Annotated in this window: 24 protein-coding genes; 14 read left to right on the top strand and 10 right to left on the bottom strand. The window is 31.2% G+C overall.

Annotation, left to right across the window (positions count from 1 at the left end; all coding sequences use genetic code 11):
- The first annotated feature begins 96 nt into the window (after positions 1-96).
- The 14 genes from B5X64_RS21345 to B5X64_RS21280 all read left to right on the top strand — a co-directional run bounded on the left by B5X64_RS21345 (position 97) and on the right by B5X64_RS21280 (position 13,740).
- Positions 97-534 carry a hypothetical protein gene (locus B5X64_RS21345; protein WP_079467146.1) on the top strand — a complete coding sequence of 146 codons (438 nt, stop codon included), beginning with the start codon at positions 97-99 and terminating at the stop codon, positions 532-534.
- Positions 531-1,202: a hypothetical protein gene (locus B5X64_RS21340; RefSeq protein WP_079467145.1), complete on the top strand. Its 672-nt coding sequence runs from the start codon at positions 531-533 to the stop codon at positions 1,200-1,202. Before B5X64_RS21345 ends, B5X64_RS21340 begins: the two co-directional genes overlap by 4 nt.
- A 176-nt stretch (positions 1,203-1,378) precedes the next feature.
- Positions 1,379-1,960: a bacteriophage T4 gp5 trimerisation domain-containing protein gene (locus B5X64_RS21335; protein WP_174887947.1), complete on the top strand. Its 582-nt coding sequence runs from the start codon at positions 1,379-1,381 to the stop codon at positions 1,958-1,960.
- Between the two features lie 11 nt (positions 1,961-1,971).
- A complete protein-coding gene (locus B5X64_RS21330) occupies positions 1,972-3,276 on the top strand; it encodes a zinc metalloprotease (protein ID WP_079467143.1) in 1,305 nt (434 codons plus the stop codon).
- 6 nt (positions 3,277-3,282) lie between these two features.
- The gene (locus tag B5X64_RS21325; RefSeq protein WP_139377619.1) at positions 3,283-4,035 is read left to right on the top strand and encodes a hypothetical protein; all 753 of its coding nucleotides are present in this window, start codon (positions 3,283-3,285) and stop codon (positions 4,033-4,035) included.
- Positions 4,036-4,338: 303 nt separating this feature from the next.
- Positions 4,339-4,743, top strand: a complete 405-nt coding sequence (gene tssD / locus B5X64_RS21320) for a type VI secretion system tube protein TssD (protein ID WP_079467141.1) — start codon at positions 4,339-4,341, stop codon at positions 4,741-4,743.
- 108 nt (positions 4,744-4,851) lie between these two features.
- A complete protein-coding gene (locus tag B5X64_RS21315; protein ID WP_079467140.1) occupies positions 4,852-5,703 on the top strand; it encodes a hypothetical protein in 852 nt (283 codons plus the stop codon).
- Positions 5,704-5,708: 5 nt separating this feature from the next.
- Complete coding sequence (locus B5X64_RS21310; protein WP_079467139.1) at positions 5,709-6,962, top strand: Tle-like phospholipase domain-containing protein; 1,254 nt, start codon at positions 5,709-5,711, stop codon at positions 6,960-6,962.
- 36 nt (positions 6,963-6,998) lie between these two features.
- Complete coding sequence (locus tag B5X64_RS21305) at positions 6,999-7,880, top strand: ankyrin repeat domain-containing protein (protein WP_079467147.1); 882 nt, start codon at positions 6,999-7,001, stop codon at positions 7,878-7,880.
- Between the two features lie 207 nt (positions 7,881-8,087).
- Positions 8,088-10,235, top strand: coding sequence for a type VI secretion system Vgr family protein (locus tag B5X64_RS21300; protein ID WP_079467138.1), 2,148 nt, complete (start codon positions 8,088-8,090; stop codon positions 10,233-10,235).
- Entirely contained in the window at positions 10,235-11,302 is a 1,068-nt protein-coding gene (locus B5X64_RS21295) for a LysM peptidoglycan-binding domain-containing protein (protein WP_079467137.1), read from the top strand. Before B5X64_RS21300 ends, B5X64_RS21295 begins: the two co-directional genes overlap by 1 nt.
- 4 nt (positions 11,303-11,306) lie before the next feature.
- Positions 11,307-11,828: a hypothetical protein gene (locus tag B5X64_RS21290; RefSeq protein ID WP_079467136.1), complete on the top strand. Its 522-nt coding sequence runs from the start codon at positions 11,307-11,309 to the stop codon at positions 11,826-11,828.
- Positions 11,825-13,093, top strand: coding sequence for a hypothetical protein (locus tag B5X64_RS21285; protein WP_123920692.1), 1,269 nt, complete (start codon positions 11,825-11,827; stop codon positions 13,091-13,093). The genes B5X64_RS21290 and B5X64_RS21285 overlap by 4 nt, the downstream gene beginning before the upstream one ends.
- 191 nt (positions 13,094-13,284) lie before the next feature.
- Positions 13,285-13,740 carry a VOC family protein gene (locus tag B5X64_RS21280; protein ID WP_079467134.1) on the top strand — a complete coding sequence of 152 codons (456 nt, stop codon included), beginning with the start codon at positions 13,285-13,287 and terminating at the stop codon, positions 13,738-13,740.
- 1 nt (position 13,741) lies between these two features.
- On the opposite strand, the gene B5X64_RS21275 is transcribed toward B5X64_RS21280, so the two are convergent.
- The 10 genes from B5X64_RS21275 to B5X64_RS23105 form a co-directional block, all read right to left on the bottom strand.
- Complete coding sequence (locus tag B5X64_RS21275) at positions 13,742-14,071, bottom strand: winged helix-turn-helix transcriptional regulator (protein WP_079467133.1); 330 nt, start codon at positions 14,069-14,071, stop codon at positions 13,742-13,744.
- Between the two features lie 79 nt (positions 14,072-14,150).
- A complete protein-coding gene (locus tag B5X64_RS21270; protein ID WP_079467132.1) occupies positions 14,151-14,528 on the bottom strand; it encodes a PEGA domain-containing protein in 378 nt (125 codons plus the stop codon).
- Positions 14,529-14,652: 124 nt separating this feature from the next.
- Positions 14,653-15,246: a hypothetical protein gene (locus B5X64_RS21265; RefSeq protein ID WP_123920693.1), complete on the bottom strand. Its 594-nt coding sequence runs from the start codon at positions 15,244-15,246 to the stop codon at positions 14,653-14,655.
- Between the two features lie 28 nt (positions 15,247-15,274).
- Positions 15,275-15,949: a DUF4919 domain-containing protein gene (locus B5X64_RS21260; RefSeq protein WP_079467130.1), complete on the bottom strand. Its 675-nt coding sequence runs from the start codon at positions 15,947-15,949 to the stop codon at positions 15,275-15,277.
- A gap of 16 nt (positions 15,950-15,965) precedes the next feature.
- Positions 15,966-16,166 carry a YqaE/Pmp3 family membrane protein gene (locus B5X64_RS21255; protein WP_079467129.1) on the bottom strand — a complete coding sequence of 67 codons (201 nt, stop codon included), beginning with the start codon at positions 16,164-16,166 and terminating at the stop codon, positions 15,966-15,968.
- Positions 16,167-16,194: 28 nt separating this feature from the next.
- Entirely contained in the window at positions 16,195-16,578 is a 384-nt protein-coding gene (locus B5X64_RS21250) for a hypothetical protein (protein ID WP_079467128.1), read from the bottom strand.
- A gap of 34 nt (positions 16,579-16,612) precedes the next feature.
- The gene (locus B5X64_RS21245) at positions 16,613-17,455 is read right to left on the bottom strand and encodes a carboxylesterase family protein (protein ID WP_079467127.1); all 843 of its coding nucleotides are present in this window, start codon (positions 17,453-17,455) and stop codon (positions 16,613-16,615) included.
- Positions 17,456-17,582: 127 nt separating this feature from the next.
- Entirely contained in the window at positions 17,583-18,125 is a 543-nt protein-coding gene (locus B5X64_RS21240; protein WP_079467126.1) for a GNAT family N-acetyltransferase, read from the bottom strand.
- Between the two features lie 497 nt (positions 18,126-18,622).
- Positions 18,623-19,066 carry an ASCH domain-containing protein gene (locus B5X64_RS21235; protein ID WP_116098203.1) on the bottom strand — a complete coding sequence of 148 codons (444 nt, stop codon included), beginning with the start codon at positions 19,064-19,066 and terminating at the stop codon, positions 18,623-18,625.
- Between the two features lie 58 nt (positions 19,067-19,124).
- The coding region (locus B5X64_RS23105; protein WP_228419060.1) for a hypothetical protein at positions 19,125-19,370 on the bottom strand (246 nt) is incomplete at its 5' end.

The raw sequence follows: 19,370 nt of genomic DNA, 5'->3' as shown, positions 1-19,370 counted from the left end.
GGTCATTTTGGACCGGAAAGTGGTGGTCACTTTGCTCCGAAATCAGTGGTCAATTTACTCCGAAATTAGGTGGTCAATTTGACCGTCTTTTCCACCGTGAGTACCGAAGATGAAGATTATAGAATTTCAGGAACAATAACTTCTTCTATTGACGACAGATATTTTGGGTATGGAGTAGGCGGTACTTTGGCAAAAAATGGTTATGCAGATTTAGTTTCAAATGAGGATATATGGAATGGAAAATTAGAAGAAGGTGCACACTTACAATATTGGGCAAATAAGAATCATCAAGATTGGAATGAATTAAAAAAAGCAATTAAAGATAATTTAAATGGAATTAAAAACAATGATTTTTCTTATGGTCATTCAGTTATCTTTAAATCGTATATTTATGGTAGAGAAGGTGAAATAATTGGAATGAATTATTATGATTATCATGGAATAGAAAATGAGCCTTTTCTTAAAAGTGATGAATACACCCTGCCTAATGTTCCTAAAATATTTATGGGTGCTAATTTAAAAGACATCAAATGATAAAATTAATTTTTATAAGCATTTTAGCAATTCTTATTTCTTGTAAAAAAGATCTTTCTATATCATCTGTAAAGACAGAAAAAAATAAGGATAGTACATACTTTAGAGATAAAAAACAAGTCATTCCTATTAGCGATACAATTAATCATTTTAATTCAAAACCAATTGTATCCTTAGATTCTTTAGATATAAATTTAAGAAAAGAACTTTTAGCTAGAAATAAAGATTTAGATGCAATTTCTTTAAACAAATCTTTAATGGTAGATAATGTATATAATAAATATATAACGAACTTACTATTTCTACCCAATTCGGTTGTTAAAGGAGCCGAATATTCTTCGACAAAAATGAAGTATAGTGTCTTGGATTTGTATTACCCCACAAAAAAAGAGATTCAAGATGTCCTGAAAAATATTGACAGACAAGTTTTATTAAAAACAAATGAGAATGAAAGTTTTATCAGTTATTTTAAATCTTGTGGAATTTATTTACTTATCAGAAAAAATAAAATGACAATCCTTAAAAATAATAATTGCTGGGAAAGCAAATCCTTAAATCAGTTTATCACACACAATAAAAAAAATTATGATAAAATAATTTTTATAAATATCACTTATGATGTTCCTAAAAATAAGGAAGTTGTTAGATTGATCGAGATTGAAAAATAAATATATGATTATCAGTTTTTTTTGGTGGTACAATAACAATTTGAAGCAAATTTTGAAAGTCAATTTAATATTTTTCATAATTAATTTGTAGCTGCAATAATACATGTAACCATTTTAAACTTCACACAAATTTTTGGAAACTTCAAAAACTCTCTGAAGTCGGTGATCAGGTGATTGTGAATTTCGTACACAACCATCCAGACCGACCTTTCGTAATGGGCGGAATGTTTCATGGGGGAACAGCTTTGGGAGGATTTGCAGATAATCGTGTAAAATCTATCATGACCCGAAGCGGACATAAAGTGGTTTTCACAGAAGATGAAAGTATTATTATTACTGATAAATCAGGTAATGAAATTCATCTGGATACAACGGGAAGTAATATTAACATTACAGCTCCAGAGACGATGACATTGAATTGTAAGAATATGTTTATTAACGTTTCTGAAAATATGACCACGAGTGTAGGAATGGATCAGTCTGATACTATTGGGATGAACAGAACCCAAAGTATAGGATTAAACGCTACCCAAAGCGTGGGAGCTATGAAAATGACTTCTGTAATTGGAGATACAAGTATGTTTATTACAGGCAAATTGACGGAAATGATTGAGGGAGATGTTACGAGTGAAGTGAAGCAAGGCAAAACTGTAATTAATTCTGATCAAGGAATTGAAACTACTTCAAACGGATCTATAAGCAAGCATGCCCAAAATGAAGTTCAAAATAACAGTGGCGAACGAAGCAAAAACTACTAATACCTTTAAGAATGAGCAGAACAAGAATTGTAAGAGGGAAGATAATAGAAGTAGTTGAAAAGGATTATGATATTTTTTCTGAAAGTAATATTGTAGACAACGCTGCTGATATGGTAACTGAAAAAGGAGAAACTAAAGGAGTAGTTTATGAAAATCCTTCAAAACCTTCTGCAGGAGAAATTAAAGCTAAGTGTATTGTACAATTTAGACCACATGATAAATGGAACGGTGAATTTGGTTTTGATTGGATAAGAATGGGAGATAACGATACTGGCAGACGAGGCGATAAGTATTGGTACAGAGATATTATTGGAAAATATAGGGATACTGCTAAGAAACTTCAACAAATATATTACGGAGGAAAATTCAAAAAAGAAAATGATAAATATGATAATTTATTGAAAGAATTTAATTTATTTAATATAGTTTGGAAAAATGTCTTATATGTAGTACCTATTCTATCTCTAATGCCTAATAAAACAGCAAAATTTACGATAAAATTAGAGATAAAGGAAGAACCTAAAGAGATAATTTATAAGATTAATTCTAAATATTATAAACTTAATAAGTATAAAATATCACATACATCAGCTGGTAAAAAAACTTTATATAATGATTTAGAGATTACGAATATTGCCTCACATAATAGTTTTGAATATTTGGATGTAATTGCAATTTCAAAAAATGGAATTGAGGAAATTGTAGGCAAAATAAAAATTAATCCTAATAGCCCTGCCAATCAAAAAAAAATGACAGTTGCTCTTATTAAAGTTTATAATTCTAAAGGTAATTTCAGTTCTTTGAATATTGATGCAAGAAAGAAAGAAGTTACAAAATATTTAAATCAGGCATTAATCGTTCCTAGCTTCGTAACCGCAAATGTTTATATAAATAGACTAAATAGAATTCAAAAGAAAAAGTTTGAAGATTCATATAATTATGTAGGACCTACATCTAATGATGTTTTTGATGTATTATATGATACGATGGAACAATTTGATTCTAAATATAAAAATTACATGAAAATTTTCTTTATCGATGATGTTGCAGGAGGGTTATTTGGCCAAACTTTTGATATTGGCGTTCCAAAAAAATCTGTAATTGTATTAACAAATGGCTTTAATGATAGTACTTTGGCACATGAGGCACTACATGCCATGAATTTATATCATACTTTTGATAATGACAGTAAACATACTTTTTTAGCTTATGAAACAGATAATGTGATGGACTATTCGGATATTGAAAATAGAAAATTTCCAGTTATATCAACTTTTTCTTGGCAGTGGAAAATTTTACATAAATTTATAAATTAAGTTATAATGAAAATATTTTTTTTACTATCCTTTATTGGTATAATATCTTGTAATGGACAAACAAATAAAGACACAAATATGCTTGATTTAGAATATTTAAAAAAAAATGGGAATGTTTCATCTATTTCTTATAATGGTGCTGTGAGTATTCCTGAAGATAACAAATCTTCTGTGAAGCATTATAAATTATCAGAGATAAAAAATAATATTAAAATCATTACTGAGGGTGATGAAGAAATAGGTTTCATTAGGACAATTAATGATACGGATTATACTACTATTACAGAATTTGATGGAAAAGGCTTTCCTAAAAAATCAGAAATAAAATCAACATATGGTTTTTATGTAAATCAAGTAGAATATGATCAAAAAGGAAATCCTTCTAAAGAAATTAATTATGATTTATTATTTAAATTCAAAGCAAAGGATATCCTAAATTATATGAAAAATAATGATTTTAATTTAGATAAAAAATATTACCAAAATATTTTATCATCTGAAGTTCCTCCACCTACTATTCTTAGAGGTACTGCAGATGAATTTAAACTTTTAATTCCTGAGTTAAAATTAAATAATGAATTTGTTTGGATAATTTCAAACGTAGAAGGTAGTTATAAAGGTAATAAGGGAATTTATTTATTATGTTTAGATGGCAATACTGGAAAGGAACTTCTTGTAAAAAAATATTTAGGAAAAAAATCTGGTAAAAATGGTATAGGTACTTATCCCAATTATGAAACAATTTTAATATCAAAATAATTTTCTATTTTTTTATATTTAATATATGTTTGTTAATTTGTGCTAATCTTTCTCTTAAAAATTTCTTAAAATTAATCATATTCAAGAGATAATTTTATTTAATATAATTCAAAACTCCTTTATACAAAGGGGTTTTTCTATGTTTAAATCTAAAAGTAGTAGAACTACTACATCAAATCGTAGTATTACTACAAAAACTGAGATTTATCATATTTATAGCTCCAAAAGAAATCAATGGCTCTATCTTTGAAATAGAAATAACAACCAAATCACAAAATATTAACTGTTTAAAATTTACAAAACATGGCAGACAATTCAAGAGGAATCTTAAAATTCAACGGAAGCGAAGGACAAAAATTACTAAAGCTTAATTACAGCGTGTCAAGATCTACAGACGTTTCAGGACGTGTAGCATCAGACCCTTCCAACGCAATTATCAAATTAACTATTGAAGCGACAGAAAAATCTGAAGTTCTTGAAAGTTTGCTTAATGGCAAGTACAAACCAACAACTGGTGAAATTACTTTCAACAAATCTCACGAAGAAGGTACTTTAATTACCTTAAACTGGGAAAACGGATACGTTATTCAGCACGAAGTAGATTTTGATGCAATAGATCAAAATTCTATGTTAATCAGCTTTATAGTAAGTGCAGAAAAAATCAACTACGGTGGAGCTGAGTACGCAGGTGTTTGGCCTGGAGCTTAATTTCTCGCTTATGAAATGATTAATGTGTATGAATAAAACTATTCATACACATTTTCGATATACTACCATTTTTGTTGTAAAACATCCTTAATTTCAAACTTTCCGGTTATGAATCAAAGTGAAGTAAACGAAATTCAAGAATTAAATTCATTCAAATATGCTTGGTACAGAAACGGAAAATATTCTGTAAACGTCAAGTCATACCTTACCTTAGGCAACGGAGAAGCAAACGAAACAGAAACAGAAGAAATCTGGGAAATCATTCCCGGAGAGTATAAGCATATTGATCTTCTTATTTCTGATAAAAAATATATTCATTTTGATGCTCAGATGAAACCTTTCTATGAAATTTTAGATCAGGTAAACAAAGCAACTGAAAATCTCGCGTTACTTCTCAGTGAGGATAAAACCATTGATAAAATTGAAAATGAAGAGGAAATTATAGATAAATGGGAAGAGATTAAACGAAAAGAACTTCGTTTTCTGCAATTGGTAAAAGATTCTTACAATGAGATCATCAATATTTATGATAAAGAATTTCAGAGAATTGATGATAATATTAAAGCAAATCTTCTTTATCAAATCCTTTTTTATCCGTTTCCGAATACCGGAGTGAACTTTACAAATGAAGGTCAATTCAAAGAACGAGAATTTCTTTCAACCCTTTTTCCGGGAGAAAAAATAGTGTACGATACAAACTATCAGTTTGTGGATAATAAAGATAAATTTCAGATGAATATCAAAGGAAATCTTAAAAGTCATACTGGCGATTTTGATGAAATTTATGCTCAAAATTATCAGAAAGCTTTAAATATTCCATTAGAATACGATTTGATGATGGAAGGAGAATATATATATAATCTCGATTCCGTTTTATCAGAAATTGTATTTCATGTAAAAGAAAAGCTGAACGAAAAAATGCTGTATGTCTGCAGATATCATATTCAATTAATACCATAACCAATATGAGTCAACTGTATATCGCACAAGGAACTCCGCTCATGTGTACGAGTGGAAGACGGCTGATCGGAATAGGAGTCAGTTCTCAGTCGAGCGTTTACCTTAAAAATGGCTCAAAACTGATGGCGACAGAAGACGATCGTTTCAAAGACAATTTCATCTGTCCGCAAATGATGATTGCCGGAGCTGTTGCCGGAGTCGGAATTGCCGCTGCATTTGGTGGCGGATTGTTTGTTTTGGCTGCTGCAGCTTGGGCTGGAAGCGCACTTATTGATGATTGTCTGAATATTTGTTCATTTCTTACCAAAGGAAGCGACTGGACGAATACGCATCAAAAAGTGAGAGTTGAAGGTAAAAAACCTCTTCTTCAAAATTCTACTTTAAATTGTTTTTTGGGTGGAACGGTCAAGTTTCATCTTCCTACACCTGCTAAGATTACAGAGTTAAGCAACGCCGCATCGATGGCGCAGGATTCTTATAATGATAATTCTGATGAAGCAGCACAAATTGGTGAGTATACAAGAATGAATACTGATGACCAGGCAGTGCTAGACGAAATGTTTGATCCCGGAACTTTTACTCCTGAAGATTTTAATACGAATCGTGACGATGGATTTTACGCTTCTTTATACAAAAATAATAATACAGGAGAGTATTTTGTAGCTTTCAGAGGGTCTGAACCTAAAGGAATGCAGTTTTATCATGACTGGTTTATAGAAGATGGCGGACAGGCTTTTGGTGCCCAGACTCCACAGATCGAAAAAACAATGCGTCTGGCGGATAAAATGAACCAAGCAACCAACGGAAATGTCTCTTTTACAGGACATTCTTTGGGAGGAGGAAATAGTGCAATGGCGTCTTATTACACAGGATTACCGGCTTATACTTTCAACACAAGAGGTGTGCACCAAAATACTTTAGATTTTTTAGATGAAAATAATGCGGTAGGATCTACTTCCAATATCACCAATTACAGTACCAGTAATGATATTCTTAATGCACTTCAGAATAACAGAGAAGGTCTTTTATCAACTCTTGCGATTTCAAGAATTCCCGGACTGAATAATTTGGCGCTTTTCGGTGGGCTTACAGGTGCCGTTCCACGAGCTTTAGGCGAACAAAACGAAATTTTCGGGTACATTCCGGATAATGAAGGAATGAATCTGAAAACATTCGGAAGCGGTCACAGCGCATATGCAGATGCTGTAGAAGCGATGATTGCAACCATTAATACCAATGTAATTGCAGTAAACCCTTAATCCATGAAAAAAATAATTTTTTTAATCTTTTTTACCATGACTCTATTTTCCTGTCAGGATACAAGATCCCGAAAAACTCAAAACAAAGAGCAATACCCTCCTCAAAAACTTTTTGAAGGAAAACAACTACAGGCTGCACAGAAAATTTTTGATGAAGATAATTCAGGGTTAGAAAGTGTTTTAAAAGATGAACCGCAAATCATCAACCAGCTGAGTGATACTAAAGGATATACGTTACTAATGTATGCTTCTGTTGTAGAAAATCTTCCTGCAATGGAAATTCTCCTTAAAAACGGGGCAGATCCCAACATTGTAGTTCCGAATGAAGGGTTAGGCTTACCACTATCTCACGCAGTTGCCTTGAATAATTACGAAATGGCAAAGCTTTTATTTAAATATAAAGCTAATCCAAATCCTGAATTAGGGAATAGTCCGCTTTGCAATGCAATGACTTTGGGAAATGAACAAACCGAGAAAAAAATGATCGACTTTTTGTTGGATAATGGTGCAGATATTAATCATACTTCTTATTTAGGGCACAATATTATGGAAGAAGCAGCACGTAATTTATCTCAATTCCGTATCGCATTATATCTTTTAGAAAAGGGAGGAAATCCCAAAATAAAAGGAACTGAGCTTTCTCCAATGGCAAAATATATTGAGTATGAAAAAAAGAAAACAACGGAAAATAAGAATCCTAAAGCTGTTGTTTATTACGAAAACCTATTGAAAGTCTCAACAATACTTCAAGAGAAATATCATATTACATTTCCTGTAAAAGATGATCCGAAGGCAGAAGCAAAACTGCGAATAGAATTGTATGAGAAACTGAGCGATAAAGACAAAAAATCTGTGAACTTTAATAAAAATTATGGCGAAAACAGATATAAAGAAGATAAGAAATTGCTGTCTCAATAAAATGTAATTACATAAAAATGAGTCGTAGTATTACTACAAAAATAAAAATTTTAGGCTTAAATTTTTTCTGTCAGTATTAATATGATTAAATTTAAAATAGCAAGAAGAACAAAAATTTTCATATTATGATAACATGAAAATTTTGTCATCTCAGATGAGATCAGATAAAACAAAACACCAAATTCACAAGTTTAAAGAAAAAATATTATGTTTCAGGATAATACTATAAAACCACAGCTTTCAGAAGAAATAAAGACTGGCGCTGCCCAAAATCTAAAGGAAGAAGTTTCAACAAAAATAGCAGATAAAGCCAGCGAAAATATTAATAATGTAAACTCTAAGATTAGCGAACCCATCAATGGAGCAGTTCAGAAATCTAATATGTTTATGAATCAGATGGCTCAAACCAACAATCCAGCAGTTTTAGAAGAAAAAGTTTGGGCAAATCAACCTACCTCAAAAATTCACAATGCTTTGGCAATTCCCACAAGCCAGATTTTAGGAATCAATAGAGTGGTAAAGCTTGATTTGATTATTGAAGGTAAAGAAATAAAGCATTTTAAGCATTTTAAATTAAATCAAAGCGCCATAAAACATCATGAATTCAGCATTACCCTTGCTCATGATACTCTTGGCTCTGCAGAAAATCATAATCTTGAGGAAGCTCAGAACTTTTTAGGAAAAAGACTGACTGTAATTTTTAAATATAAAGATGTCATCGACGGTCCTGAAAGAAATTTTGTAGGAGTGATTACAGAAGTAGGTTTCAGTCAGGAAAAAGGCAGTTTAGGAAATATTGTATTAAGTGGTTTCAGCCCGACGATACTTTTAGATGCTGCTCCGCATATTCAGAGTTTTGGAGGAGCTCAACCGATCAGTTTGAATAGTATTGCAGATCATGTCATCAAAGAAGGGCTTGGCGGAAATAAATTCGACTTTAGAGTAGATGCACAATATGGAAATGTTTCTTATAGTTCGCAATATGAAGAAACGCACTACAATTATTTGGCAAGAATGGCAGAAGCTTATGGCGAACAGTTTTTCTACGATGGAGAAGTGCTTCATTTTGGGAAACTTCCACCTTCAGAGCAGCCGGTTAAACTGACTTACGGAAGCAACGTCAGTGATATAAAAGTACGTATGAAAGCACAACATGTGAATCCTTCATTCTACGGATACAACAGCAGTAAAAACGAAAAACTGACGACGGGAAGTTCAAAAATTACCCACGCTTCAGATATTGCAAAACGGGCTTACGAAATTTCAGAAAAAACATTTACCACGCCATCTTTAAGAGTTGCTCCGATAAAAGCGGCATCTTTTATGGATATTGATGCTTCACAAAAAGGAACAGCCGGAAGCAACGCTTCACAGGTATTCATTACTTCAGGAGAAACTACGGTTCCATTTTTATATCCTGGTTGTACGGCAGATGTGGAGATGAGAAAAGCTGATTCTAATCAGACATCTTATTTCACCAAATTAATGATGATTGAAGTAACTCATGAAGTGGATGCAAGAGGATATTATACAGGAAATTTTGAGGCGATTGCTGCAGACTGCGGTTATATTCCCCGCCCTGAGTTTGAAAATCCCAGAGCAGAAGCGCAATTTGCGAAAGTTACCGCAAATGCAGATCCTTTAAACCAGGGTAGAGTTAAAGTTCAGTTTGACTGGCAAAGTGGACAGGATACTTCAGAATTTATCAGAGTAATGACTCCTGATGCCGGAAGTAGTGATAAAGTCAATAAAAACCGTGGATTCATGGCCATTCCGGAAGTTGGTGATCAGGTAATTATAAATTTTGTTCATCAACATCCTGACCGACCGTTTGTGATGGGAGGAATGTTTCATGGAAGTATAGGAGCAGGAGGTGGAACCGGAAATAATATTAAGAGTCTGAGTAGCAGAAGTGGTAATAAATTGGAGCTGGATGATGGGGCAGGATCTGTTTATTTAACTGATCAAGGAGGTGCGAATATGAAATTTGATGGTGCCGGAAATGTAGTTCATCATGCGAATAACGATAGTACCAAGACTATTGGAAACGATAAAACAGATAAGATTGGAAATAACAAAAAACTAGAAGTAGGATGTGATCATATTGCAGATGTAGGTAATACTCATAAGGTAGCGGTTGGTGGAGAAAATAGTGTTCTTATGATGGATAAGGATGGAAATATTGATCTGACAGGTATTAAACAAATAACTTTGAAAGTTGGTAGCAGTGAAATAAAAATTACCACAAATAAGATAACTATAACAAGTGAAGAGGTAGATATAAATGGTGGTGGAGCGACAGCAAATTTAAAAAAGAAAACAGTAATTAAAGGTACAACAGTCGATATCAATTAATGGGAGAGAATATTTTTAAACACGTGATAAAAAAAGAAGATACATTAGAATCTTTAGCTGATCAATACGGTACTAATATTGAAGAACTTATAAAATATCATAATTCGTTTAGTGGAGTCACAAATCTAATTGTTTCCAATGTATTACCAATGCATTTAGATTATATTGTCATTGATAGAAATTTTATTAAGAATAAAGAAATTAATAATGCTGAAAATGGGAAGATAAATCTGAACAATAAAGCAAGATATCGCTGTGAACAAAACAATTTAGTTTTAGTAGATGGTAATCCAAATTTCTCTGCGCAAACGAAGACTCAATATTTATTATCAAATAAGCAGGATATTAGTTTTTCATTATTAAATGCAATCTTGGAGGATTATGTAACTGCAGTACAACCTGCAGGTATGGAAAGTGCTTTCGAATTGATAAAGCATATAGAACAGATTAGAAGTGATATTACCTTTGCTCATTCAGAAGGTAAAATAAATAAGGTTATCAATTTAAAAGAGCTTCAAGAAAAGTGGGAGTTTTTTTTAGATAAAACATCACAGAATATCTCTTTTTACAACGAGTTAAATAATAAATCTCCCGAAGTTATAAAGGATTTTATAGAAAATGGAAGAAAAGAATTTTCGAATGAACATATTTTTTCTGAAGTAATTAGCAAAAATCTTTTTTATCATACACTTATTAATGTTTACAAAAATAATGATGCTAATGAATATTCATTTACTCAGCAATCTCAATTGTTTCCCAATATTATGTTGAATGTAAATGTTATAAAATCAATTGTTACAGAAGATGAAAATAGTACAACCTATCGATTAGTAGGAGTATTAGACAGGAGTAAATTGAATGAAGTTGAAATAAAAAACTTATATGAGCAAATGTATCAGCCAATAATAAAGTTTTCTTTTACAGAATTCGATTATATCTATCGAATTACTTATCAAATAGAAAATAGTACGGGACAGCTTATAAAATCTTCAGCTTCAATAAAAGAGTTCGTTAAAAATAATTATGATGTCATTACCAAATTTGAACTACGTAGAGTAGAATTATAATAATATGAATACACAAACAATTACTAAAGGGAAGGCATATTATCACGATGTAATAATTAAAACAGCTTATCTGTATCTTCCGATATTTGCCGTAATAATATTAGTATGTTCTTTTTTTGAAAAATTTAGATTTATCTTATATTTTACTGTTGTAGGTGCATCTTACGGATTTATTCTTAATCAGCTGAAGAAGAAATATGTAAATGTAGAGTTTGATTCTGAAAATATATTATTAGGCGAAATTATAATCAATACCAAAGATATAGAAAGTTATTATCTTTCCTTGCCTCTGAACGAATTGCTTATGTTAAGAATTAAAACAAAAAATCAAAAAGATTTAGCAGTTTACATAGACAAAGATTTAAAAATGACAATAGAATCATTTTTTAATAGAAATTCAATAGAGTCTGTAAAAAAAAACTATGATAATTACTTAAAATATGGACATCTGATATTTCCTTTTGTTGGTTTGATTATTAGTGCAATTGTCTATAGTATTTATAATTATTTCAAATACAAAGTATGAGTAAGGCTTATATACCAAAAAATACATGGGTGGTTTGTACAATGCAACAAAACCCAGGGCCTGGAAAATTAATTCCAACAAAGTTTTCAGGAGAAAGAGAGCAGTTTTCGGTTTTGTTTAAAGGAGATAAAGAACGTATTTTTCTTACTGTGGGAGATAGAAATACAGCTGAAAAGTTTGTATGTAAAAAACCGATGAATATGTGGCTTGCGATAGGAGGATTAGTAGTTGGTTTAATTTTAGCATCAAATCCTATCGGTTGGGTGGTTATAGGAATTTGTGCGGTAGTATTGGTTGCCTCTGTTGCTATTGCGATCGTTACACACGATTGTTCAGGACCACTAAAATCAGGTAAATGGGTAGATGTTAAAGATGATGTATTTTTTGATAAACAAATTGCAATTATAGAAACATCTCTTTTAACTTGTGATAAGGGCGGTGTTTTAAAACCTATAATTGACGAAAAAACAGCTCGCAAAGCTGCTAAAGCAATAGCATTTGAAAATTTTAAAGAAGCTGCCGTAACTACTGTTGCAGCAATTGCAACAGGCTTTCTTATGGGAAAAGGAGGAGGCTTTTTTAAAGCGATTGGTGGGCTTTTTTCCAAATCAGGAGCATTACTGACAATAGGTGGAGTTGCCACAACCTATGCATTAACATCTTATCAGAGTAGTGTAATGAGGGGAAGTGAAGAATATGCAGATAATGATCTCTATCAGAGAATGAATAAGGCTGAAGCAAAAGACTGGAGCGATCCCAATACAACGGTTAAGGAAACTACGGATGCTTATGGGAATGCAGCTGCCTCATTAGCACCACCAAATCTTGCTGACTTTGTTGATGTATACAAAACAGGTGGATTAGTAATTGAAGATGCAGCATTAAGACAAAGGGTTGATCAGCTTTCTTCAATGAGTCGTCAACAACTTCTTAGAAATCCAGCTGCACAAAGTGTATGGAATGACATCAGAACAAATCCCCGTCATCAAAATGTTTATGATGCAATTAGGAGAAACAGTATTCATAATCAAAACAGATTCACTCCGGGAATGCGAAATGGTGCCATGAGTGCATTAAATGATAATTTACAGAATAATAAATGGTCTTTAAAAAATCCTAATTCTTTAGCTCAAAAAGGATCTTCTTCACTATTATTCTTCGTCCCTTTGATTGGTGGATATTTTTCTGAAAAAGCAAGAAGAAAACTTGCTGAAATAGCTGTAAATGATAATTCAGCTACAATTGATGTTAGGACAGCTAATTAAAATAAAAATTTATAAAAATAGATAGCTGTGAAAACATTTTTATGGAATATAAAGGTAAAATATAACTGAAAAGAATATAGTAAAGACTCAATTACTATTTCTAAAATCATATCAATTCCTACTCACTCACAATTTTGTAAGTTCTTTCTTTCCGCTAAAACAAAAAATATCTTTGTGAAAAATATTTACAAATGAATTTAGCCGAAAATATTATAGCTTTTCATCATTATTCTTTAAAAGTTACAGATTTTGATGCGACTTTAAAATTTTATAAAGCATTGGGGTTTGATGAGGTACATTCTTGGGAATTGCCTTCATTTAATCTGAAGAAAGGAATGATGCTTTACAACAAAAAGATCAACTGTCATATTGAGTTGTTCGATAAAGATGCTCAAATTCCGACTCAGGGAAGAAAGAGAAATTCTGATGATGAATTTATAGAAAATTCTATTTTACACATTTGTTTTGTGGTAAAAAATGCTGAAAAAGCAAGAGAAGAGGCATTGAAAATCGGCGCAAAAGATCTGAGTGAAGGTATTTTTGAAATCAGTTTAGCTAACGAAAAAAAATATGTTGAGGTAAGAAATAGCCTTGTGTACAGCCCGAACGGTGAAGTCATTGAGTTTTTAGAGAAAGTGAAATTTTGATTTAACTAAAATCAAGTGTATTAATGTGTAGAAGTAAATTCAAAACTTTTTCACCTGTTTTCGTCAAAAAATATTCAGACTTTACTTTGTCTTTATTATTTTCGATAAGTTCCGCTTCCTGTAATTCTTTAAGTTGTTTTGCCAACATCCGATCAGTGATCGAAGAGGGAAGTACGGTTTTAAAATCAGAATAACTCAATATGTTTTCATCTAAAGCAAACAGGATTGAAACTTTCCATCTTCCGCTGATTTTTGATAAAATTTTGTGAGCGTTACAGTAATTCTGTAAAATGGTATCATTGGCAGAATTGGTTGAGCTTTCTTTTTTCATTTAGCAATTATAAAAAAAGAAAATCAGAACTAAAATTTTTAATTCTGATTTTCCTTTAATATGGTAAAGAGTAATTGATTTATTTAGATTCTAAATCAACAGTATAGCTTTTAGGGCTGTATTTTGTAAGTGATCCGGTTGCCGCATCAATACCGACACCGATGGCGCCCCCAAGAAGAATGTTAAGTAACGTTACCGGATTAAAAGTTTTGGTAAGCTTCACTTCTTTTGTTTCGAAACCTTCTTTTTCAAACATCACCATTTGTTTACCCAAACCTCTCGGGATTTCTGCTGTACAAGGTGTTAAACATTTTTCAATTCCTTTGTGGATTACTTTTGCACCTTCCGGTGTTGTAGTAAATGCGATTGAATCTTTGGTTCCTGTAAAAATAGTTGCACAAGATGTTGTAGAAAGTACAATGCTTAAACCTAAGACAAGTGATAAAGCTCTTTTCATTTTTGATTATATATCGTTTTAATTTTATTGCTGAAAAAGTAAATTTTATCTCTGTAATTTTCAGCGGTGCGAAAATATATTTTTTAAATTGAATAAAAAAATATTCACTGTCTTCAGAATTAAATTATTTATTTAAGAACAAAATATTTTCAACTTCTTTTTCACTTTTATTAGGATAGTAAATCTCTTTAATTTGATTATACCAAATTGATTTTGCGAATTTTGATTTGTTAATTGATGCTGTAATAGAATTTGAATAATAAACTTTACTGTTGATTAATAGTTTAAATCTGATTTTAGTTTTAAAGTTTCCGTAATATTTTTTTGATCTTAAACCAATAATTTCTCCAAATTTTACATTAATTTTATTAAGATAAGATATTCCACAATCAGAGTTAACCCAAAACTCAATTGGTTTCCAGTTTTTATCTTGAGTTAGGGCTTCCTGAATAATACATAATTTATTATCTTGAGGAATAAATTGTAAATCTTCTTGCGTGTTGTTTTTCACATATATGGAAAATAACGAATCATTTTTAATTTCAGCAATTACCAAAATTGAATCTTTATTACTCTTCCTGAATAACTTTTCTATCCTTACATCAGATTTAAAATCATTATCAATTTGATTTTCATTTAAAAAAAGTTCAGTCTGTATATTTTGAGAATATATAGTGAAGGATAATACTATAGAACAGAAAGTAAATAGTTTTTTCATTATTGTGAAATGTTGGTTAGGTTTAATTTTAAAAATCAAAACCTTTTTCCTTGAGTTTTGTAATATTAAAATAAACTCCCGGCAATTTATATTTGTCTTTTTCTAAACTTAGATAATCACAATCGCCGGTTAAACTTTGGGAAGCAATTTCTAGCTGCAAAATATTCATCACTACATATTCATGGCTTACCGTAATTACATGAAATCCTGTTGTACAATCTCTTCCGTCTCCTGAACTAAAAATAGCACCGAATAAACCATAGAAATTATGAGAAACTTTTTTTGCCATTGCCTCGTTGCCGTCTAAATGATAAATGTAAGCGAGAAAATTCATCACACGAAGATTGAGAGGAAAATCATTCAGTGCTACATTAGAGATTTTTATAATTTCGGCGTAATCAGATTTTTTTAAATCTTTCTTTTGAAAATAAGAATTAAGTTTTTTCTCATTTTCTGAAGTTTTATACGGATGATAATCTTTCTGAAAGGTATAACCAAAATACAAATGCTTGTATTGATCATTGGTAATGAGTGTGTCATTTGCTTTTAGTTTATCCATCAATTTCGGATAATAATATTCTGAATCTTTATTTTCAATATTTTTTTGAATGACTTCATATTCTGGAGCTTCATATTCTTTTGTTTGAGAGTAAATAAAACCCGAGACAAAAAGTAGAGAAAGAAATAGGATATATTTTGTCATGATTTTTTAGAATATTTTAATTTCTATTTTCTCGTACTGCACGAATCAGTTTTTCATTTCTCTTTTCAGCTTTTGAATTTTGTAATGATAAAGCTGCCCAAATCGCTGCAGGAATCCAACCCAAAATGGTAATTTGCAAAATAAAACAGATAATTCCTGTAATGATTTTTCCTCTTACAATGAAGGATAAAAATGGAAGTAAAATAGCGAGTAACATGGTTTTGAGTTTTTAAAATAATTGATTTTTAATGTGAATGTGGATCAAAATACGCCTTGAAAGTGAGTGGGTTTTCGCTCATATTTTCGGCAGTTTCCAAATATTCATGATATTCTTCGGGATTCATTCCCATATCAACCATCACGATGGCAATATTGGTGTACAGATTTTTATCTTCTGAACCCAAATCTAATGCGATTTTTAAAACAGCAAGAGCCGTTTCATATTCACCCGAATCACATAAAATAGCACCAAGATTAACCAAAGCAGATATGTTTTGAGCTTCAATGGTCAAAATATCTTCAAGCTCTTTAATCAAAAGATCATTGATGTCGTCCCAATAATCTTCATTTTCCCATCTTTTTGCCTGAAGTTTTTTTACATTTTCCAGTCTTTGGTCTATATTATTCATGCTGTAAAATTACGGAATTACCAATACTTATTTTCTATTTTCTGCGTTTTTCAAATAACCATTTGGGAATTTCATCCGTTACCAAAAATGGAATCACAATATTGTTATGATTGAGATTGGTGAAAGTTGTAAAGATCAAATTTTTATTGGAAGAAAGTTTATTGTACAATTCAACGCTGCCAATGTATGGGTTTTCATCATCTTTTTTACCGTGAATTAACCAGATGTTTTTTTCTTTAATTTTAATAAGATTCGAAAAATCAGGAACCGAAGCCACGGAAACAATCGCAGCAAATGCATTAGGACTCAAATTCATAAGATTTTGAGCGGTAGAACCTCCCATTGAATAACCGATCAGATAAATCTTATTTTTATCAATATTGGGATATTCTTTTTCAAGATCTTTAATCAATTTCAATAGAGTGGAAACGTCGTTGGATGGCTTTGAAACTTGAATGCCATCTTTATCAATCTCATAATTTGTGGAGCGTTTATTAAATTGTGGTGCTACAACGTAACATGGGAACCTTTCATAAATTTCATCCCGTAACCATATTTTAGCAAATGGCTCAAGTTGATTTTCATTATCATTTCCAATCCTTGTGGAATTATGAAATGTAATAACCAGCGGGAACTTCTCGTTTGTACGGTTATTTTTAGGCGTTAAAAATCTGTATGGAATTTGAATGTCATTGTCTACAAATATTTTCTTTTGAAATGTATTGGTATTTAAACTGTTTAATAATTTTCTATTGTTCAAAAAGGTAAGCGTATCGACTTCTGTATCCCGAAATTCTTTCTTTTGTCCAAAAGCTTGATTTATGGTAATTATCAATAAAAGTATTATTAGATTCTGGTTGATTTTTCTTTTATTCATGGTGTTTTTGAGCACATGGAAGTTTAAAAATTGTGATGAAATATTTAGATATTAAAAACTCTTTCAAAATATGCTAATAATATGAATTTTTCATTTTTTTGCCTGAAGTTTTTTTATCATCTACAAATTAATCCAAATTTTCCCAATACTGTTTAGTAACCTGAAATAAATCCATTTTCTTTCTGGAATAATCAATTTGTTTTTTGAAACTCATCCCGTTTTTCAATGCCACATTTTTCGAATTTTCATTTTCTGGAATTATAATAGAGACCAATCTGTCATGAAACTCACTTTCAAAAGCAAAATCTCTGCATTTTTTTGCCGCTTCTATCGCAAAACCTTTTCCCCGAAATTGTGGAAGAATTGAATAGGCGATTTCTAATTCAAACTCATTTTCAACTTCACGAACTAATAAACCGCATTGACCAACAAGCTGATTGTTTTCTTTTGAAATCAACACATTTTGTCCGCCAAGATTATTTTCATATCTATGGAATGTCCATTCAAACCATTTTTCGCAACGTTCTTTTGGCGTTTCGAAATTATCCATTCCGAGCATTTTTGCAGTTTGCTCATCTTCGAATAGTTTAAGCCAGTTTTCAAAATCGGAATTTTCTAATTTTCGAAAGAGAAGCTTTTTTGTTTGTTGGTTTGTGAGGAGGTATTTCATTTTTAATTTAGAGTATTTTCTTTGCTACTGCTTCAAAATTTGTTGGTGGAAAAATCAATGATTTACGGCTTGGTAAGGGTGATGATTTTACAACACATGATCATACAAAACAAATATTTCAAACTTACCAAAAAATATTATATGAAGGACTTACCTGAGAATTTAGCCAAACCGATGATGTGTGAGTTTATTTAAGGTTTTAAATATTATTAAATGAATTATTAAAGCTAAAAAAGTTGGTAAAAATAAAATTCCAGAATAGAAATTCCAGCATATGGATTAATAAAATTGCTTACAACGTTTGGGGCTTGGGGGAGTGGTGGAAACTGAAGCGGAAAGTTTCAATTTAGCTACACAGTAAACAAAAGCCAATTAATTGAATAAATTTAAGAAAAAAGTTAACAATTGGTTTTTTGCGGAATAGAAAGCCGAAACTTTAAAATTTAACCTTAATCCGACATTGTGCCACTTGTTGGTTGTAGCCAAAATATTGTTGATTACCAAATAGTTTCAAAATATTCGCAAACAATTTTCATTTCTTCATTTGGTTTTTCACCAAATTTATTCATTTCTTCAGTATAATAATCCCAATGAACCTTTTTCCAATATTCTAAAGTTTTATCACCTTCACCTTCAAGTTGAGCATATTCAGATGTAATATCTTTATATTTTACAATTTCGACCTTTGTTGTTCGAATAATTGCTTTAGGATTTCCATTCCAATCTGTAACAATGGCAATATCTCCAACTTTTGGAAGTTCCTCTTTATTTTTTTCAAACCACCAAACCGATGGTGAAGTTGCTTGTTTTATTTTTTTTACTACTAAATCGGCACATTCATCAGCATCCTTTTTATTGTCACAAAAGTAAAATGATTGTGGTTGTATCGTATTTTTATATTCAATATTATTTTCTTGAAATTCTTTCCAATACGCTGTCATATCAATTTCTTTTTTATTGCAAGACAATAAACTTATAAAAATAAAAAGGAATATAAATTTATACATGCTTTTTTCTTTGGTTATGGGTAACGTTTCGGGGCTTGGCGATGGTGGGCAAATCGAAGCTGAAACTTTCAACTAAAATACAAATTTCTACCGAAGCACAAAGCTCCAAGCTGCACCCTACCCCCCGCCTGACACAAAACCCTTGTTGAACTAAACCTCCGGTAGCTTTTCCCTTCGCTGTTTTATTAACTTTGGTAAAACAACAAAAAATCTTTAAAATGGCTACAAAAAAAAATCT

Source organism: Chryseobacterium balustinum (assembly GCF_900168205.1).
Lineage (GTDB): Bacteria > Bacteroidota > Bacteroidia > Flavobacteriales > Weeksellaceae > Chryseobacterium > Chryseobacterium balustinum.
This window is presented reverse-complemented; position numbering and strand designations above follow the sequence as displayed.

Excerpts from the sequence above, each read along its gene's own strand:
- B5X64_RS21265 (WP_123920693.1), bottom strand. The coding sequence starts at position 15,246 with ATGAAAAAACTATTTACTTTCTGTTCTATAGTATTATCCTTCACTATA.
- tssD (WP_079467141.1), top strand. The coding sequence starts at position 4,339 with ATGGCAGACAATTCAAGAGGAATCTTAAAATTCAACGGAAGCGAAGGA.
- B5X64_RS21305 (WP_079467147.1), top strand. The coding sequence starts at position 6,999 with ATGACTCTATTTTCCTGTCAGGATACAAGATCCCGAAAAACTCAAAAC.
- B5X64_RS21245 (WP_079467127.1), bottom strand. The coding sequence starts at position 17,455 with ATGAATAAAAGAAAAATCAACCAGAATCTAATAATACTTTTATTGATA.
- B5X64_RS21240 (WP_079467126.1), bottom strand. The coding sequence starts at position 18,125 with ATGAAATACCTCCTCACAAACCAACAAACAAAAAAGCTTCTCTTTCGA.
- B5X64_RS21280 (WP_079467134.1), top strand. The coding sequence starts at position 13,285 with ATGAATTTAGCCGAAAATATTATAGCTTTTCATCATTATTCTTTAAAA.
- B5X64_RS21290 (WP_079467136.1), top strand. The coding sequence starts at position 11,307 with ATGAATACACAAACAATTACTAAAGGGAAGGCATATTATCACGATGTA.
- B5X64_RS21315 (WP_079467140.1), top strand. The coding sequence starts at position 4,852 with ATGAATCAAAGTGAAGTAAACGAAATTCAAGAATTAAATTCATTCAAA.
- B5X64_RS21260 (WP_079467130.1), bottom strand. The coding sequence starts at position 15,949 with ATGACAAAATATATCCTATTTCTTTCTCTACTTTTTGTCTCGGGTTTT.
- B5X64_RS21235 (WP_116098203.1), bottom strand. The coding sequence starts at position 19,066 with ATGACAGCGTATTGGAAAGAATTTCAAGAAAATAATATTGAATATAAA.
- B5X64_RS21340 (WP_079467145.1), top strand. The coding sequence starts at position 531 with ATGATAAAATTAATTTTTATAAGCATTTTAGCAATTCTTATTTCTTGT.
- B5X64_RS21330 (WP_079467143.1), top strand. The coding sequence starts at position 1,972 with ATGAGCAGAACAAGAATTGTAAGAGGGAAGATAATAGAAGTAGTTGAA.
- B5X64_RS21255 (WP_079467129.1), bottom strand. The coding sequence starts at position 16,166 with ATGTTACTCGCTATTTTACTTCCATTTTTATCCTTCATTGTAAGAGGA.
- B5X64_RS21275 (WP_079467133.1), bottom strand. The coding sequence starts at position 14,071 with ATGAAAAAAGAAAGCTCAACCAATTCTGCCAATGATACCATTTTACAG.
- B5X64_RS21325 (WP_139377619.1), top strand. The coding sequence starts at position 3,283 with ATGAAAATATTTTTTTTACTATCCTTTATTGGTATAATATCTTGTAAT.
- B5X64_RS21285 (WP_123920692.1), top strand. The coding sequence starts at position 11,825 with ATGAGTAAGGCTTATATACCAAAAAATACATGGGTGGTTTGTACAATG.
- B5X64_RS21295 (WP_079467137.1), top strand. The coding sequence starts at position 10,235 with ATGGGAGAGAATATTTTTAAACACGTGATAAAAAAAGAAGATACATTA.
- B5X64_RS21250 (WP_079467128.1), bottom strand. The coding sequence starts at position 16,578 with ATGAATAATATAGACCAAAGACTGGAAAATGTAAAAAAACTTCAGGCA.
- B5X64_RS21300 (WP_079467138.1), top strand. The coding sequence starts at position 8,088 with ATGTTTCAGGATAATACTATAAAACCACAGCTTTCAGAAGAAATAAAG.
- B5X64_RS21310 (WP_079467139.1), top strand. The coding sequence starts at position 5,709 with ATGAGTCAACTGTATATCGCACAAGGAACTCCGCTCATGTGTACGAGT.
- B5X64_RS21270 (WP_079467132.1), bottom strand. The coding sequence starts at position 14,528 with ATGAAAAGAGCTTTATCACTTGTCTTAGGTTTAAGCATTGTACTTTCT.